At 65.2% G+C, this 16,829-nt stretch carries 14 protein-coding genes; 11 read left to right on the top strand and 3 right to left on the bottom strand.

Translation table 11 applies throughout. The features are described 5' to 3' along the window. Positions 1 to 44: 44 nt before the first annotated feature. Complete coding sequence (locus HU752_RS02460) at positions 45 to 2,957, bottom strand: aminotransferase (protein WP_186683814.1); 2,913 nt, start codon at positions 2,955 to 2,957, stop codon at positions 45 to 47. A 186-nt stretch (positions 2,958 to 3,143) separates the two neighbouring features. Between HU752_RS02460 and rfbB the strand changes: the two genes are divergently transcribed. From rfbB to HU752_RS02425, 7 genes are all read left to right on the top strand, one after another. Then, positions 3,144 to 4,226 carry a dTDP-glucose 4,6-dehydratase gene (rfbB, locus tag HU752_RS02455; protein WP_186683815.1) on the top strand — a complete coding sequence of 361 codons (1,083 nt, stop codon included), beginning with the start codon at positions 3,144 to 3,146 and terminating at the stop codon, positions 4,224 to 4,226. After that, positions 4,223 to 5,098, top strand: coding sequence for a glucose-1-phosphate thymidylyltransferase RfbA (gene rfbA / locus HU752_RS02450; RefSeq protein WP_186683816.1), 876 nt, complete (start codon positions 4,223 to 4,225; stop codon positions 5,096 to 5,098). Before rfbB ends, rfbA begins: the two co-directional genes overlap by 4 nt. Continuing rightward, the gene (rfbC, locus tag HU752_RS02445) at positions 5,095 to 5,640 is read left to right on the top strand and encodes a dTDP-4-dehydrorhamnose 3,5-epimerase (protein WP_186683817.1); all 546 of its coding nucleotides are present in this window, start codon (positions 5,095 to 5,097) and stop codon (positions 5,638 to 5,640) included. The genes rfbA and rfbC overlap by 4 nt, the downstream gene beginning before the upstream one ends. Continuing rightward, positions 5,637 to 6,521 (top strand): dTDP-4-dehydrorhamnose reductase, encoded by an 885-nt coding sequence (gene rfbD / locus HU752_RS02440; protein ID WP_186683818.1) that lies wholly within the window; start codon positions 5,637 to 5,639, stop codon positions 6,519 to 6,521. Before rfbC ends, rfbD begins: the two co-directional genes overlap by 4 nt. 72 nt (positions 6,522 to 6,593) lie before the next feature. Beyond that, a complete protein-coding gene (locus tag HU752_RS02435) occupies positions 6,594 to 8,408 on the top strand; it encodes a sensor histidine kinase (RefSeq protein WP_186683819.1) in 1,815 nt (604 codons plus the stop codon). Then, a complete protein-coding gene (locus HU752_RS02430) occupies positions 8,405 to 9,799 on the top strand; it encodes a sigma-54-dependent transcriptional regulator (protein WP_186683820.1) in 1,395 nt (464 codons plus the stop codon). Before HU752_RS02435 ends, HU752_RS02430 begins: the two co-directional genes overlap by 4 nt. A gap of 22 nt (positions 9,800 to 9,821) precedes the next feature. Further along, the gene (locus HU752_RS02425) at positions 9,822 to 10,277 is read left to right on the top strand and encodes a YiiD C-terminal domain-containing protein (RefSeq protein ID WP_186683821.1); all 456 of its coding nucleotides are present in this window, start codon (positions 9,822 to 9,824) and stop codon (positions 10,275 to 10,277) included. A 162-nt stretch (positions 10,278 to 10,439) separates the two neighbouring features. Here the strand turns inward: HU752_RS02425 and cysQ are convergent, their stop codons facing one another. Then, positions 10,440 to 11,282, bottom strand: a complete 843-nt coding sequence (cysQ, locus tag HU752_RS02420) for a 3'(2'),5'-bisphosphate nucleotidase CysQ (protein WP_186683822.1) — start codon at positions 11,280 to 11,282, stop codon at positions 10,440 to 10,442. After that, on the bottom strand, positions 11,279 to 11,845 hold the full coding sequence (gene nudE, locus HU752_RS02415; protein WP_186683823.1) for an ADP compounds hydrolase NudE: 567 nt from the start codon (positions 11,843 to 11,845) through the stop codon (positions 11,279 to 11,281). Before nudE ends, cysQ begins: the two co-directional genes overlap by 4 nt. Before the next feature lie 88 nt (positions 11,846 to 11,933). On the opposite strand from nudE, the gene yrfG reads away from it, so the two are divergent. From yrfG to HU752_RS02395, 4 genes are all read left to right on the top strand, one after another. Next, complete coding sequence (yrfG, locus tag HU752_RS02410) at positions 11,934 to 12,596, top strand: GMP/IMP nucleotidase (protein ID WP_186683824.1); 663 nt, start codon at positions 11,934 to 11,936, stop codon at positions 12,594 to 12,596. Between the two features lie 2 nt (positions 12,597 to 12,598). Further along, positions 12,599 to 13,486, top strand: coding sequence for a LysR family transcriptional regulator (locus tag HU752_RS02405; protein WP_186683825.1), 888 nt, complete (start codon positions 12,599 to 12,601; stop codon positions 13,484 to 13,486). A 94-nt stretch (positions 13,487 to 13,580) separates the two neighbouring features. After that, positions 13,581 to 14,420: a formate dehydrogenase accessory sulfurtransferase FdhD gene (gene fdhD, locus HU752_RS02400; RefSeq protein ID WP_186683826.1), complete on the top strand. Its 840-nt coding sequence runs from the start codon at positions 13,581 to 13,583 to the stop codon at positions 14,418 to 14,420. Further along, on the top strand, positions 14,417 to 16,765 hold the full coding sequence (locus HU752_RS02395) for an FdhF/YdeP family oxidoreductase (protein ID WP_186683827.1): 2,349 nt from the start codon (positions 14,417 to 14,419) through the stop codon (positions 16,763 to 16,765). Before fdhD ends, HU752_RS02395 begins: the two co-directional genes overlap by 4 nt. Positions 16,766 to 16,829 lie beyond the last annotated feature (64 nt).

Genomic DNA, 16,829 nt, shown 5'->3' with positions numbered 1-16,829 from the left:
TTCTCGTCGAGGCATAATTTACCGATAACAATCGGCTTTATATTTCAAAGCCCCTCGTCCAGTACCTTCGACAGCATGTCAACGAAGAAGTCCACGCTACGCCGCGTGGTGCACATCGGCGGCTTGATCTTGAGGATGTTCAGGTGATCGCCGGTCGGCTGCATGAAGATCCCCAACTCGCGCAAGCGGTCGCACAACAGCGCGGTTTCCTCGGTTGCCGGCTCCAGGGTCTCGCGATTGCGGATCAACTCCGCCCCCAGGTAGAAACCGGAACCGTGCACAGCCCCCATCAGGGGATGGCGGTCAATCAGGGCCTCCAGGCGCTCCTTGAAATAACTGCCGACGACCTGGGCATTCTCCCAGAGCTTTTCCTCGGCCATCACGTCCAGCACGGCCATGCCGATCCGGCAACTGACCGGGCTGCCACCCGATGACGAGAAGAAGTAGCCTTCGGCCTCCAGTGCCTCGGCGATCTCCCGCCGGGTGATCACCGCCCCCAGCGGCTGACCATTGCCCATGCCCTTGGCCATGGTGATGATGTCCGGCACCACGCCCTGCTCCTCGAAGCCCCAGAAGAACTTGCCCATGCGCCCGTAGCCGACCTGCACCTCATCGGCGATGCACACCCCGCCCTGCGCCCGCACCAGGGCATAGACCTGCTGCAGGTAGCGCGGCGGCAACGCGATCCCGCCCGCATTGCCATAGACCGGTTCACAGATGAACCCCGCCAGTTGGCGGTTCTGCCCAGCCAGCTTGGCCAGCTGTTGCTCGACACTGCGCAGGTAGTCCGGCGTGCTGTCGCTGCCGCGGAACGCTCCACGATAGGTATTCGGAGCGGTCACCGGATGAACCCAATCCGGGCGGCTTTCCAGGGCCTGGGGATTGTCGGCGATGGAAGTGGACACCGCGTCGGCGGCCACCGACCAGCCGTGATAGGCCTCCAGCACGCTGAGCATGTCGCGCCCGCCGCTGTAGGCCCAGGCCAGGCGGATCGCCAGGTCGTTGGCCTCGGTCCCGCTGTTGACCAGGAACACCCGGTCCATGGAGTCCGGCGCCAGGGCCAGCAGCCGCTCGGAGAACTCGGTCACCGCGGCGTAGTGGAAACGCGAGTTGGTATTGACCAGCGACCACTGCCGCGCCGCCTCGGCGGCCATCCGTGGATGGCCGTGGCCGAGCACCGCGACGTTGTTCAGCATGTCCAGGTAGGAACGCCCCTGCATGTCGATCAGGTGGTTGCGCCAGCCACGCTCGATACGCGGCGGGTCGACGTAGTAGTGCTTCTGCGTACGCGCGAAGCTGGCATCGCGCCGAGCCAGCAGCTCGGCCGCGCCCAACTCCGGTTCGGCATCGCAGGCCAACCCCAGCAGCGCTGCCGGTGACGGGCAGAGCGCCTGCCAGGCCGCCGCGCGCGAGGGCGTACAGAATAACGGCGCGTCCAGATCGGCATGCCGGCACAGCTGGACCCGCAACGCCCCCCCCACCTCACCCAGCACCTGCCCCTTGACCACTGCGGCCCCTGGCTTGAGGGACGCGCAGACACCCCACAGGCGCAGGCTCAGCGGCTTGCCCACCAACTGCAACGCACCGTCGTCCAGGATGTGCAGCGTGCCGGCAAACGGAGCCTCCACCGTCGTACCCGCCGGAACCTGCAAATCGACGTGCAGCGGGCAGGTATCCGGCTCCTGCGCGCTGTCCGGGCGCGTGCGTGACAGACGGTACTGTCCATAGCGACTGGCCGCCAGGCCATGCAAGGCTGCGGCCTCGGCCAGCAGGCGCTGGTCGATGCCGGCCTGCTCCCAGTTGCCGGCCTCGAAATGCGGGCTGAGCACACCCAGGTCGATCAGGGCGAACTCGCGCCCGACCAGCCCTGGCAGCAGCGGTGCAAAACCTTCGCTGGCGACCGGCTCCAGGGACTGGTCGAGTGCGGTGAGGATGGCTGCCTCCATCAACTCGAACGGCACCGAGGTCGCCACCTCGAAGATTTCCCACTCATGGGCCAGGTTGTCGCGGCTGTAGCGATTGTCCGGATCGATGCTGACCTGCTGCTCGCCACTGAGCACCAGCACGGCGGCCCGGGCGACGACCAGCGGCCACAGGGCCAGCAGTTCCTCACGTTGCAGCGGGTTGACCGCATGGTAGGCCTGGATCGCCGGCAGGATCGCGAAAGGATCGTCCTCGGCATGGTGCAGCAGTGCCGCGCAGGTGACCGACAGGTCGGCGATGCGCCAGGTACGGCTCAGGTCACCGAAGTCGATCACCCCCTGCAATTGCCAGTGGCGCTGCGCATCGCGGCGCCAGACCACGTTGTCATCGGTGATATCCAGGTGAATGGCCTGCACCGGCAGCCGGTCGACCAGCGGTTGCAGGCGCCGCGCCGCCTGGGCCGCAGCCTCGCGGATGACCGCCTGTTGCTGCGGATCGCGGATCACCGGCAGCAGGTGCTCGATCAACGCAGCGGCGTGCCGTGGGTCCCACTGCAGGGTGCGCTCCAGGCCAGGGTGCTGGAAATCCGCCAGCGCCCGGTCCATCTCGCCACACAGGTGACCGAGAGCGGCCACCAGTTCACGGCCGAGGTGCTTGAGATGGGTCAGCGACTGGCCCTCGATGTACTCCAGCAGGCGCACATGCAGCGACTGGCCGGCCAGCTCGACGGACAGCAGGTCCTGGCCATTGTTCGCCGTGATCACCCGCGGTACCCGCAAGCCATCGCGGCCGGCCAGATGCGCAAGGCCCGCGTGCTGGGCCTGCAGCTCGAGGCTGGCGTAGTCGCCATGGCAGATTTTCAGGACGAAGCGTCCCTCGTCGCAGTCGACCCTGTAATTGAGGTCTTGCTGGCTGCCCAGCGCCTGCAGGGTTCCAGAGAGTCCGTAGTGTTCCTCGAGCAGTTGCAACGCTTGTGGCACCGAGACATTCGGGCCCGGCAGGCTGGCACGGCGGATCAACGTGGCGAGCAACATGTAACGACTCCCTGGAGTTTTTATCGGGTGTCTATATCGCCATCGGCGCCGTCAATACGCAAGTGCGAAGTAAAGTAGGAAGAATCGGCACCGATACAGGAGCGATCGCACTTGCACCCCTGTCTGCCTAGCCACAAGCTATGCTGCATCAATTGAATGTCCGTCCTAAGGAAAAGGCACACCGACATGCGTATTCTAGTCACCGGCGGCGCCGGCTTTATCGGCTCCGCCCTGATTCGGCACCTGATCCGCAACACTGAACATGAAGTGCTCAACCTCGACAAGCTGACCTATGCCGGTAACCTCGAGTCGCTGACCAGTATCGCGACCGATACCCGCTACGAGTTCGTCCAGGCCGATATCGTCGACCAGGCCACCGTCAGCGCCGTGCTGGCCCGTTTCCAGCCCCATGCGATCATGCACCTGGCCGCCGAGTCCCACGTCGACCGCTCCATCGACGGTCCATCGGATTTCATCCAGACCAATATCGTCGGCACCTACAGCCTGCTGGAAGCCGCCCGTGGCTACTGGTCGAAACTTGCCGAACCGGAAAAGAGCGCCTTCCGCTTCCACCATATTTCCACCGACGAAGTGTACGGCGACCTGCATGGTGTCGACGACCTGTTCACCGAGACCACTCCATATGCCCCCAGCTCGCCCTATTCGGCGAGCAAGGCGGCATCCGACCACCTGGTCCGCGCCTGGCACCGCACCTACGGCCTGCCGGTGCTGCTGACCAACTGCTCGAACAACTACGGCCCGTTCCATTTTCCGGAAAAACTGATCCCGCTGGTGATTCTCAATGCACTGGCCGGCAAGCCGCTGCCGGTCTATGGCGATGGCCAGCAGGTTCGCGACTGGCTGTTCGTCGAGGACCACGCCCGCGCCTTGTTCAAGGTGGTGACCGACGGCGTGGTCGGTGAGACCTACAATATCGGCGGGCATAACGAGCAGAAGAACATCGACGTGGTGCGTGGCATCTGCACGCTGCTGGAAGAACTGGCACCCTCGCGTCCGGCCGGCGTGGCCCGATTCGCCGACCTGATCACCTTCGTCAAGGACCGCCCGGGCCACGACCTGCGCTATGCCATCGATGCTGGCAAGATCGAGCGCGAACTGGGTTGGACTCCTGAGGAAACCTTCGAAAGCGGTCTGCGCAAGACCGTGCAGTGGTACCTGGAAAATCTGGAATGGTGCCGCCGGGTACAGGACGGCAGCTACCAGGGCGAGCGCCTGGGCTCCCTCGACCACAAGGAACTGTTGGCATGATGAAAGGTATCGTACTGGCCGGTGGCTCCGGCACCCGCCTGCACCCGATTACCCTCGGCGTGTCCAAGCAACTGCTGCCGATCTACGACAAGCCGATGATCTACTACCCGATCTCGGTGCTGATGCTGGCTGGTATCCGCGAGATCCTGATCATTTCCACCCCACAGGACCTGCCGCAATACCGCAACCTGCTGGGCGACGGCAGCCAGTTCGGGGTGCATTTCAGCTATGCCGAGCAACCGTCCCCGGATGGGCTGGCCCAGGCGTTCCTGATCGGCGAGGAGTTCATCGGCAATGATCCGGTGTGTCTGATCCTCGGTGACAACATCTTCCATGGACAGTCCTTCAGCACCCAGTTGCAGCGAGCTGCCCATCAGACCACGGGTGCAACGGTTTTCGGCTACTGGGTCAAGGACCCGGAGCGTTTCGGCGTCATCGACTTCGATGACGAGGGCCGTGCCCTGTCCATCGAAGAAAAACCGGCCAAGCCCAAATCCAGCTATGCGGTCACGGGCCTGTATTTCTACGACAACGACGTCATCGCGATCGCCAAGGCGGTCAAGCCATCGCCACGCGGCGAACTGGAAATCACCGACGTCAACAACGCCTATCTCAAGCGCGGCGATCTGCGGGTCGAGCGTTTTGGCCGGGGCTTCGCCTGGCTCGACACCGGCACCCACGACAGTCTGCTCGAAGCGTCGCAGTACGTGCAGACCATCGAGCACCGCCAGGGCCTGAAAGTCGCCTGCCTCGAGGAAATCGCCTACCAGCATGGCTGGATCGACCGCGAGCACCTGCTCGAACGAGCCAAGTATTTTGGCAAGACCGGCTATGGCCAATACCTGTTCACCCTCGCCGGAGAGAAACGATGAAGGCCACTCCAACACGCCTGCCAGGCGTAGTGATCCTTGAACCCAAGGTGTTTGGCGACGAGCGCGGCTACTTCTACGAAAGCTTCAATGCGCGGGCCTTTCAGGAAGCCACGGGATTGGACCTGAACTTCGTGCAGGACAACCACTCACGCTCGCAGAAAGGCGTCCTGCGCGGCCTGCATTACCAGATGGAAAACACCCAGGGCAAGCTGGTGCGGGTGATCGCCGGGGAAGTCCTCGACGTGGCTGTCGACATTCGTCGCAGCTCGGCACATTTTGGCCAGTGGGTGGGCGTGCGCCTGTCCGGTGAAAACCATCGTCAACTGTGGGTACCCGAGGGCTTCGCCCACGGTTTCGTAGTGCTCAGCGACTACGCCGAGTTCCTCTACAAGACCACCGACTACTACACCCCCAGCGCCGAACGTACCATTCGCTGGGACGACCCGACCCTGGCCATCGACTGGGAATTCGACGGAGTGCCACAGCTCTCGGCCAAGGATCAGAACGGCAAATCCCTGCACGAGGCCGATCTGTTCGAATGAGCACATCTCCCCTGAAAATTCTTATCAATGGCCAGAATGGCCAGGTTTCCCGCGAGTTGCACAAACGCCTGGGCGACCTCGGCCAACTGATCGTACTGGGGCGCGACCAGCTCGACCTGGCGCATCCCGAGCAGATCCGCCAGCAGGTTCGCGCCCATCGTCCGGACCTGATCATCAACGCCGCGGCCCACACCGCCGTCGACCAGGCGGAATCCGAACCGGACCTGGCCTTCGCGATCAACGCCACGGCACCCGGCGTGCTCGCCCAGGAAGCCGCCGACCTCGGCATCCCGCTGATCCACTACTCCACCGACTATGTGTTCGACGGCAGCAAGGCCACCCCCTACACCGAAGACGATGAAACCAACCCACTGAGTGTCTATGGCCGCAGCAAGCTGACCGGCGAGCGGGCCATTGCCGCCGCTCACGACCAGCACCTGATCCTGCGCACCAGTTGGGTCTACTCCAGTCACGGGCGCAACTTCCTGCTGACCATGCAACGGCTGCTGCAGGAGAAACCGGAACTGCGCATCGTCGCCGACCAGGTCGGCGCACCGACCTGGGCCGGGACCATCGCCAACAGCACCCGCGCCCTGATCGAGCGCTGGCAAGCCGGCCAGGCCGGTGCCTGGGGTACCTACCACCTGACCGCCAGCGGCGAAACCTCCTGGTTCGGCTTCGCCCAGGCAATTGGCGAACAACTGCTGGCCCTGAACAAGCCCTGTGCGATCCTCGAGGCGATCCCGTCGAGCGCCTACCCGACGCCCGCCACCCGTCCGCTGAACTCGCGCCTGGACTGCAGCCGCCTGCTGCACGAATGGCGGGTCAGCCAGCCGGACTGGCACACGGCATTGCGCGAGTGCCTCGCCGAACAGGGCTGAGGCCGGCGAAACGTCGTTTATTGATTGCGCGCCCTCCCCCATAATGCGTCGGACTAAACCGGCGCATTCTCGATGATCACAACTCCACCCATTCCCCGCAGACCCCGCTGGCGCAGCCTGGCCCTGCTGTTCCTCTGCCTGGCGCCGCTGCTGTGGCCACTGGAGCATCTCGCCGAGCGCTACTACCGTAGCGAACTGGTGAGCCAGAACCGCCAGACCCTCGACCTCTACGTCGCCAACCTGCTGGGTACCCTGCACCGCTACGAGGTCCTGCCGCAGATCCTCGGTGACCTGCCGGCCCTGCGCGCCGCCCTCGCCGAGCCGGGGCAAGGACTGCGCCAGGAAAGCGCCAACAGCCTGCTGCGTGATATCTGCAACCAGACCGGCGCCGAAGTCATGTACCTGATGGACACCAGCGGCAAGACGCTCGCCGCTTCCAACTGGGACAAGCACGACAGCTTCGTCGGGCGCAATTTCGCCTTCCGCCCGTATTTCAGCGAGGCCATGGCCGGCCGCCTCGGACGCTTCTTCGGCCTCGGCACCACCTCGGGCAAGCGCGGTTACTTCTTCGCCGCCGCAGTACGCGATGGCGACAAGGTGATCGGCGTACTGGTGGTCAAGGTCGACCTGGACCACACCGAAAGCCTCTGGGGCAAGACCCCGGAACAACTGGTGGTGACCGACCACAACGGCGTGGTGATCCTGACCTCGCGCGCGGAATGGCGCTTTCGGGCAACCCGTACCCTGGACGGCAACGAGCGCGACGCGATCACCGCGATCCAGCCGTACCCGACACGCAACCCACAGCCGCTCAACCTCAATCCCAATGCCTGGCTGACCCAGACCCAGCAGATCGGCGAGACCGGCTGGAGCGTCAGCATCCTCGCCCCGCGAACCCTGATCGACCGGCCCGTACGGACCGTGGTCGCGGTCGGCGGCGCCACCCTGCTGGTGCTGATGCTGCTGCTCGGGCTGATGATGCAACGCCGGCGCCACTACCTGGAGCGGATCGCCTTCGAGGCCAAGGCCCGACGCGAGCTGGAAATGCGCGTCGCCGAGCGTACCAGCGACCTGGAGGGCCTCAACCGCCGGCTCAAGCAGGAAGTGCTGGAGCGCGAGCACGCCCAGCAGGAGCTGGTGCGCGCCCAGGACGACCTGGTCCAGGCCGGCAAGCTGTCGGCCTTGGGTACCATGTCGGCGAGCATCAGCCACGAACTCAACCAGCCGCTGGCGGCGATCCGCAGCTACGCGGAGAACGCCGAAGTGCTGCTCGACCACCAGCGCACCGACGACGCGCGCGGCAACCTCAAGCTGATCAGCGAACTGACCGGGCGCATGGCCTCGATCATCGCCCACCTGCGCGCTTTCGCCCGCCGCGACCGGCATGCCCCGGAAAGCGTGGCCCTGCAACCGGCGCTCGACGATGCGCTGGCCCTGCTGGCCAAGCGCCGGCGGGCCATGGAAGTCGAGCTGATCCGCGACCTGCCGGCCGCCGCCCTGTGGGTCGAAGCCGGCGAGACACGCCTGCGCCAGGTGCTCGGCAACCTGCTGGCGAACGCTCTCGATGCGCTGACCGAGAAGGGCCCTCCACGCAAGATCTGGCTCAGTGCCCAGGAATCCTCGGAAGGCGTCACCCTGACGATTCGCGATAACGGGCCGGGGTTCTGCCTGGAAGCGCTGGGCCGCGCCGGCGAGCCGTTCTACACCACCAAGACGCGCACCCAGGGCCTGGGCCTGGGCCTGGCGATCTGTGACTCCCTGATGCGTGCCTTCGGCGGCGAACTGCTGTTCGCCAACCATCGCGAAGGTGGCGCCCTGATCACCCTGCGGATGCGCGCCGGCGCGCCCGGGGTCAGCCTGCAACCGGCCGAGGACTCGAGTGTATGAACATCGACCATCAGATCCAGGTGGTACTGATCGACGATGATCCCCACCTGCGCCAGGCCCTGAGCCAGACCCTCGACCTCGCCGGCCTGAAGATCCTGCCGCTGGCCGAGGCCAGTGGCCTCTCCGGGCGCATCGAGCGCGACTGGCCCGGGGTGGTGGTCAGCGATATCCGCATGCCCGGCATGGACGGCATCGAGCTGCTCAACGAACTGCATGCCCAGGATCCGGAACTGCCGGTGCTGCTGATCACCGGCCATGGCGACGTGCCGCTGGCGGTCCAGGCGATGCGCGCCGGTGCCTATGACTTCCTGGAAAAACCCTTTGCCAGCGACGCCCTGCTCGACAGCGTGCGCCGCGCCCTGGCCTGGCGCCGCCTGGTGCTGGACAACCGCAGCCTGCGCCTGGCCCTGAGCGATCGCCAGCAACTGGCGACCCGGCTGCTCGGCCAGTCGCCGCAGATGCAGCGCCTGCGTGAACAGATCGGCGCCCTCGCGGCGACCAGGGCCGACGTGCTGATCCTCGGCGAAACCGGCGCCGGCAAGGAAGTCGTCGCCCGTGCCCTGCACGACCTGTCGAGCCGACGCAACGGCCCCTTCGTGGCGATCAACGCCGGTGCCCTGGCCGAGTCGGTGGTCGAAAGCGAACTGTTCGGCCATGAACCGGGCGCCTTCACCGGCGCGCAGAAACGCCGGATCGGTAAGTTCGAATTCGCCAACGGCGGCACGCTGTTCCTCGATGAAATCGAAAGCATGAGCCTGGATGTCCAGGTCAAGCTGCTGCGCCTGTTGCAGGAGCGCGTGGTCGAGCGCCTGGGCGGCAACCAGCAGATCCCGCTGGATATCCGCGTCATCGCCGCGACCAAGGAAGACCTGCGCCAGTCCGCCGACCAGGGGCGCTTCCGCGCCGACCTGTACTACCGGCTCAATGTCGCTCCGCTGCGCATCCCGCCGCTGCGCGAGCGAGGGGAAGATGCGCTGATCCTGTTCCAGCACTTCGCCGATGAAGCCAGCAGCCGCCACGGCCTGCCGCCCCACAGCCTGCAGCCGGCGCAACGCGCGCTGCTGCTGCGCCACGGCTGGCCGGGCAACGTGCGTGAACTGCAGAACGCCGCCGAACGCTTCGCCCTCGGTCTGGAACTTGCGCTGGACAACAACACCCCGGAAAACCTCGACGTGCAGATCGCCGGCGGCAGCAGCCAGGGCGGCCTGAGCGATCAGGTCGAGCAGTTCGAAAAATCGCTGATCGCCGCTGAACTGGCGCGCTCCCACAGCTCCCTGCGCAGCCTGGCCGAAGCCCTTGGCATTCCGCGCAAGACCCTGCACGACAAGCTGCGCAAGCACGGACTGAGCTTCGACAGCGGCAGTCAGAGCAGCAGCGAGGAGCTCGAATGAATACCACCACAGAGGTCACTGCATGAACCGCGACAGCCGCTACCTGGAATCCATCCTGCACCACGACATCCCCCTGACGCGCGAGATGGGCCTGAAGGTCAGTGGCTGGGAAGCCGGGCAACTGCGCCTGAGTCTGCCGCTGGAGCCCAACGTCAATCACAAGAGCACCATGTTCGGCGGCAGCCTTTACTGCGGCGCGGTCCTGGCCGGCTGGGGCTGGCTGCACCTGAGCCTGCACGAGGCGGGCATCGAGGATGGGCACATCGTCATCCAGGAAGGCCAGATCAGCTATCCGCTACCGGTCACCGGCGACGCCGAGGCCCGCTGCGCGGCACCGGAGGAGAAGGTCTGGAAGAAGTTCCTGGCCACCTACCAGCGTTATGGCCGGGCGCGGCTGACCCTGGACACCCAAGTGCTGAATGTCGGCAGCGAGGACGAGGCCGTGCGTTTCAGCGGCCAGTACGTGCTGCACCGCTGAAATCCCCTACGCGGGAACACCACCATCCTGTGGGAGCCGGCTTGCTGGCGATCGCGATTGTGCAGGCGCCATAGTCAGTGGGAGATGGCCGCCTTTGGCGGATCGCCAGCAAGCTGGCGCCCACAGTCGGTACTCCCCTGGATCAGAAGCACAACCATGTGCTCAGGCCCGTGGCAGCTTCGGCAGTTGGGCGCGCCAGGGCGCCTGCTCAGGCAACGCCAGGAAAAACGGATTGAGCAGCGATTCACGCGCCGGGTAGCTGAAACGCTCGCCGCCCAATTCCAGCACTTCGCCGCCAGCACCCTCCAGCACCCCTTGGGCCGCCGCCGTGTCCCACTGGGAAGTCGGAGCCAGGCGCGGGTAGAAATCCGCCGCCCCCTCGGCCAGCAGGCAGAACTTCAGCGAACTGCCGATATTCGCCAACTCCAGCTCACCCAGGCTGGCACTCAGGCCGGACAGCAGCTGTTCCTGCTCAGGGCTGGAATGTCGACGGCTGGCGACCACGGTGAACGAACCATCGGCCGGCGGCTGCGTACGCACCCGAATCGGCTCGGGCGCCAGGCCGCTGTCCGCACGCCAGGCACCCAGGCCACGGCCACCGAAATAGCAGCGGCCACTGGTCGGCATCGACACCACGCCAAATACCACCTGGCCCTGCTCGACCAGGGCAATGTTCACGGTGAACTCCTCACTGCCGGAAATGAATTCCTTGGTCCCGTCCAGCGGGTCCACCAGCCACCAACGCTGCCAGCTGGCGCGAACGTCACGGGGAATGTCGGCGTCCTCTTCGGACAACACCGGAATATCCGGCGCCAGCGCGGTCAGGCCTGCCACGATCAGATGATGGGCAGCCAGGTCCGCTGCCGTCACCGGCGAGGCATCGGCCTTGTCCATCACTTCGACATCAGCCCGCCAGAACGGCAGGATCACCGTACCGGCCTGGCGCGCCAGCTCGATCACCGGGGCCAGGAGCGGATGCGGCAGGTTCACGAACGAATCACTCATGGTTGAAACACTCCACGCTGGGTCAACAGGTCACGGGCCAGGTACAGCGCCGCCAGCGCACGCCCCTCGGTGAACTGCGGGTTCTGCGCCAGGCTGGCCAGCTCACGCAGGTTCACCCGGTCGACTCGCATCGGCTCCGGCTCGTCACCTTCAAGACGTTCTTCATACAGGTCGCTGGCCAGGACCACCTGGATCTTCTGACTCATGTAGCCCGGCGACAACGACAATTCGGTCAGGTGCTCCAGCTGCCGGGCACCAAAACCGGCCTCTTCCTTCAACTCCCGCTCGGCCGCCGCCAACACGTCCTCGCCCGGCTCGATCAGGCCCTTGGGCAACGACAGCTCGTACTCGTCGGTACCGCCGCAATACTCCTCGACCAGTACGGCATGCTCGGCGTCGAGCATCGCCACGATCATCACCGCCCCATGGCCCGTTCCCTTGCCCACCAGCCGCTCATAGGTGCGCTCGACACCGTTGGAGAAACGCAACTGAAGCTGTTCGACACGGAACAGCCGGCTGCTGGCGACGATTTCACGGGCAAGTACAGTGGGTTTCTGGCGCATGGCGGCTCCTGGGCATTAACGGGTTACTATACCGTGGCTTTTCCGATTGTCTGTGTCGGATATCCTTTTATCGGTCGAGAAGTTTTCCATGCCCTCATTACCCTGGCGCGACATCGATACCGTTCTGCTGGACATGGACGGCACCCTGCTCGACCTGCATTACGACAACCATTTCTGGATGGAGCACCTGCCCCGGCGCTACGCCGAGCTGCACGGGGTCAGCCTGGGCCTGGCCGAGGCGGAGCTGGGCGCCCTGTTCCGGGACAACGCCGGCCAGTTGCAATGGTACTGCCTGGACTTCTGGAGCCAGGAGCTCAAGCTACCGGTGCGCGAGCTGAAGCTGGAAACCGCACACCTGATCGCCCTGCGCCCGGATGCCGACACCTTCCTGGCAGCGATCCGCCAGGCGGGCAAGCGGGTGATCCTGATCACCAATGCCCACCGCGATTCGCTGTCGCTGAAGCTGGAGCGGATCGAACTGGCGCCCTACTTCGAACGCCTGATCAGTTCCCACGACTATGGTTTTGCCAAGGAAGCCCCGCAGTTCTGGGACGCCCTGCAGGCCGATATCGGTTTCGACCCGGCCCGCAGCCTGTTCATCGACGACACCCTGCCGATCCTGCGCAGTGCCGGGCGCTTCGGTGTCGCGCACCTGCTGGCGGTACGCGAGCCGGATAGCCGCAAGGGACCGAAGGACACCGAGGAATTCGCCGCGGTCGACGGCTACCGGGAATTGCTCGAGGGCCTGTAGCGATGGACATCAAGCAACTGAAGTTCCTGATTGCCCTGGACGAGACACGCCACTTCGGCCAGGCCGCGGCGCGCTGCCACATCACCCAGCCGACGCTGTCCATGCGCCTGCGCAGCCTGGAAGAAGAGCTCGACCTGCAACTGGTCAACCGCGGCCAGCGCTTCGAGGGCTTCACCGCTCCCGGCGAACGCGTACTGGCCTGGGCCCGTACCGTACTGGCGGCCTACGACGGCCTGCAGGCCGAGGCCGCCGCCTGTCGTGGCAACCTGATCGGCACCCTGCGCCTGGGCGTGGTGCCGCTGTCGAATTTCGATCCGCTGCACCTGATGCAGCGCCTGCATGCCGAACACCCGGACCTGCGCTTCGAGCTGTCCTCGCTCAGTTCCGAGCAGATCCTCGAACAGTTGGCGAGCAACCGCCTCGACCTCGGGGTGTCCTACCTCGACCGCCTGGACACCGAGCGCTTCGACGCCCTGCCCCTGAGCGAAACCGCCATGGGCCTGCTCTATGACCAGCGCTTCTTCCAGTTCGGCGAGCAGCCGCTGAGCTGGGAAGCGCTGATCGAACTGCCACTGGGCATGCTCACCAGCGGCATGCACTTTCGCCAGTCCATCGACCACAACTTCCACAGCCGCGGCCTGAGCCCACAACCGCTGCTGCAGACCGATGCCGTTCATCAATTGTTGCAAGCCGTGAATGGAGGTCTGTGCTGCGCGATCATGCCGCTCAACAGCGGCCTCGAAACCCTGACCGACCACCTGTGCCTGCAACCGATAGAAAATGCACGAACCCTGGCCAACCTGGGCCTGATCATGCGCCGTGGGGCCCCGCGCTCGGCCCTGGCCGAAGCCTGCTTCATGCTCTATCAGAAATCGCCAGCCGGACTTTGATCGACGTCATCTATCGGTGGATCAGTACTAGCGATTAGACGTGACCTTTTGCCGCGCCTAGTCTTAGCACTGTACAGACCGCCGGTAATCCCCCATGCACGCCAAGCCCGCCGGCTGCGCGATTCCTGCCACCTCGGCAGCCGCGCCGGCCGCCAGCCAGAGCTACCAGTACAGCGACCTCGCTCAGCACGAAGCCGCTGGGACCTCACTCGCCGAAGAAGTCGCGCTGGCCATCGCCTACAACGGCATCAGCCAGGCGGTGATGCTGGTCACGCCCACCGACCTGGAAGACTTCATCGTCGGTTTCAGCCTCGGCAGCGGCATCATCCATGACGCCACCGAACTCTACGACCTGAAACTGACCAGCAACGGTTCGGCGCATTACGCCGAAGTGGAGATTTCCAGTCGCGCGTTCTGGAGCCTCAAGCAGCAGCGCCGACAGTTGGCCGGCACCAGCGGCTGTGGCCTGTGCGGCGTCGAGGCACTGGAGCAGGCCCTGCCGGAGCTGAACGTACTGCCCGGTGCGCCGCTGCCGCCAGCCGCCTGGCTCGACGACCTGCGCCAACGCATCAGTGCCTTCCAGCCCCTGGGCCAACACTGTGGTGCCGTGCATGCCGCGGTGTTCATGAACGACCAGGGTGAACTGTTGCTGGGTCGCGAAGACATTGGCCGACACAACGCCCTCGACAAACTGATCGGCGCGCTGATCCGGCAACGGATCCCGACCGCTGGTGGCGTGGCCATCGTCACCAGCCGCTGCAGCCTCGAACTGATCCAGAAAGTCCTGCGGGCCGGCATCCAGACCCTGGTCAGCCTGTCGTCCCCCACCGGCCTGGCGCTGCAATGGGCGCGCCGGCACAACCTCAATCTCATCCACCTGCCGCAAAAAAGTGCGCCGCGGGTCTATAGCCCTGCGATGGAGAATCCTGCGTGAGCAATCATAATCAAGCCGACCAGACCCCTACCCCCCGCTACAAGCCCTATAGGGGTCCGGCCGGCGGCTGGGGTGCACTGATCAGCGTGGCACAGGCTTGGTTGACCAGCGACAACGCGCTGAAGAACATCCGCATGATGCTCAAGACCAACCAGAATGGCGGCTTCGACTGCCCCGGCTGCGCCTGGGGCGACTCGCCGGAAAGCGGCATGGTCAAGTTCTGCGAGAACGGTGCCAAGGCCGTCAACTGGGAAGCCACCAAGCGCCGGGTGGATGCCGCATTCTTCGCCAAACACAGCGTCAGCTCGCTGCTCGAGCAGTCCGACTACTGGCTCGAGTACCAGGGCCGCCTGACCGAGCCGATGAGCTACGATCCGACCACCGACCGCTACCGGCCCATCAGCTGGGACGCGGCCTACGCCCTGATCGCCAAGCACCTGCTGAACCTCGACAGCCCCGACCAGGCCGAGTTCTACACCTCGGGCCGGGCCAGCAACGAAGCGGCGTACCTGTATCAGCTGTTCGTCCGGGCCTTCGGCACCAACAACTTCCCCGACTGCTCGAACATGTGCCACGAGGCCAGCGGCGTGGCCCTGGCGCAGAGTGTGGGGGTCGGCAAGGGCACCGTGACCTTCGACGACTTCGAACATGCCGACGCGATTTTCGTCTGGGGCCAGAACCCCGGCACCAACCACCCGCGGATGCTCGAACCGCTGCGCGAAGCGGTCAAGCGCGGCGGCCAGGTGGTCTGCATCAACCCGCTCAAGGAGCGTGGCCTTGAGCGTTTTCAGCATCCGCAGCACCCGCTGGAAATGCTCACCAACGGCGACAAGCCGACCAACACCGCCTACTTCCGCCCTGCGCTGGGCGGCGACATGGCCATGCTGCGCGGCATGGCCAAGTTCCTGCTGCAATGGGAACGCGAGGCCCAGGCCGCGAACGAACCGTCGGTGTTCGACCATGACTTCCTCAACGAACACACCGCCAACGTACTCGACTACCTGGCCGCCATCGACGACACCCCGTGGGACCAGATCGTCTCGCAGTCGGGCCTGACCCTGGCCGAAATCGAGCAGGCGGCGCGGATGTACGCCAAGGGCAAGAACGTCATCATGTGCTGGGCCATGGGCATCACCCAGCACCGCCACTCGGTGGCGACCATCCAGGAAATCGCCAACCTGATGCTGCTGCGTGGCAACATCGGCCGGCCGGGTGCCGGCCTGTGCCCGGTGCGCGGCCACAGCAACGTGCAGGGCGACCGCACCATGGGCATCAACGAGCGGCCACCGGTGGCCCTGCTCGATGCGCTGGAGCGCCGCTTCCAGTTCAAGGTACCGCGCAGCAACGGCCACAACGTGGTCGAGGCCATCCACGCCATGCTCGAAGGCCGCGCCAAGGTGTTCATCGGTCTGGGCGGCAACTTCGCCCAGGCCACCCCGGACAGCCTGCGGACCTTCGAGGCACTGCGCAACTGCGACCTGACCGTGCAGATCAGCACCAAGCTCAATCGCAGCCACCTGACCCACGGCAAGGAGGCCCTGATCCTGCCATGCCTGGGCCGCACCGATATCGACCTGCAGGCCGAAGGCTCGCAGGCCGTGACCGTGGAAGACTCGTTCAGCATGGTCCACGCCTCCAACGGCCAACTGCGACCGCTGTCCAGGCAGATGCGCTCGGAACCGGCGATCATCGCCGGCATCGCCGCCGCTACCCTCGGCACGCACCCGGTGGACTGGAACTGGCTGGTGGGCGACTACGGGCGTATCCGTGACCTGATCGCCGACACCATTCCCGGCTTCAAGGACTTCAACCAGCGCCTCGCACACCCGGGCGGTTTCTACCTGGGCAATACGGCCGGCGCACGACGCTGGAATACGCCGTCAGGCCGGGCGAACTTCCGCTCCAACAGCCTGCCGAGCGACCTGATCCACGAGCTGACCCATGCCACCGGGAAAAAGCCGGACCTGATCCTGCAGTCGATGCGCTCCCACGACCAGTACAACACCACCATCTACGGTCTCGATGACCGTTACCGTGGGGTCAAGGGCCAGCGCGAGGTCCTGTTCGTCAACGAAGCGGAGATCATCCGCCTGGGCTTCAAGCCGGGGCAGAAGGTCGACATCGTGTCCCTCTGGGAAGACGGCCGTGAACGTCGGGTCAAGGGTTTCACCCTGCTGGCCTTCGACATCCCCGCCGGCCAGGCCGCCGCCTACTACCCGGAAGTGAACCCGCTGGTGCCGCTGGAAAGCGTCGGCGACGGCAGCCACACCCCGACGTCCAAGTTCATCGCGGTCTGCCTGGAAACAGCCAGTGAGAGCGGCCTGATTCTCGCCCAGGCCAGCTGATCGTAACGTTCGCGAGTGGGCGACGGTTTCCTGCACCTCGCCCACCGGAACCACTCATGCGCGC

This window comes from Pseudomonas vanderleydeniana (assembly GCF_014268755.2).
GTDB lineage: Bacteria > Pseudomonadota > Gammaproteobacteria > Pseudomonadales > Pseudomonadaceae > Aquipseudomonas > Aquipseudomonas vanderleydeniana.
The sequence above is the reverse complement of the archived record's forward strand: the minus strand, read 5'-3'. Positions and strand labels throughout refer to the sequence as shown.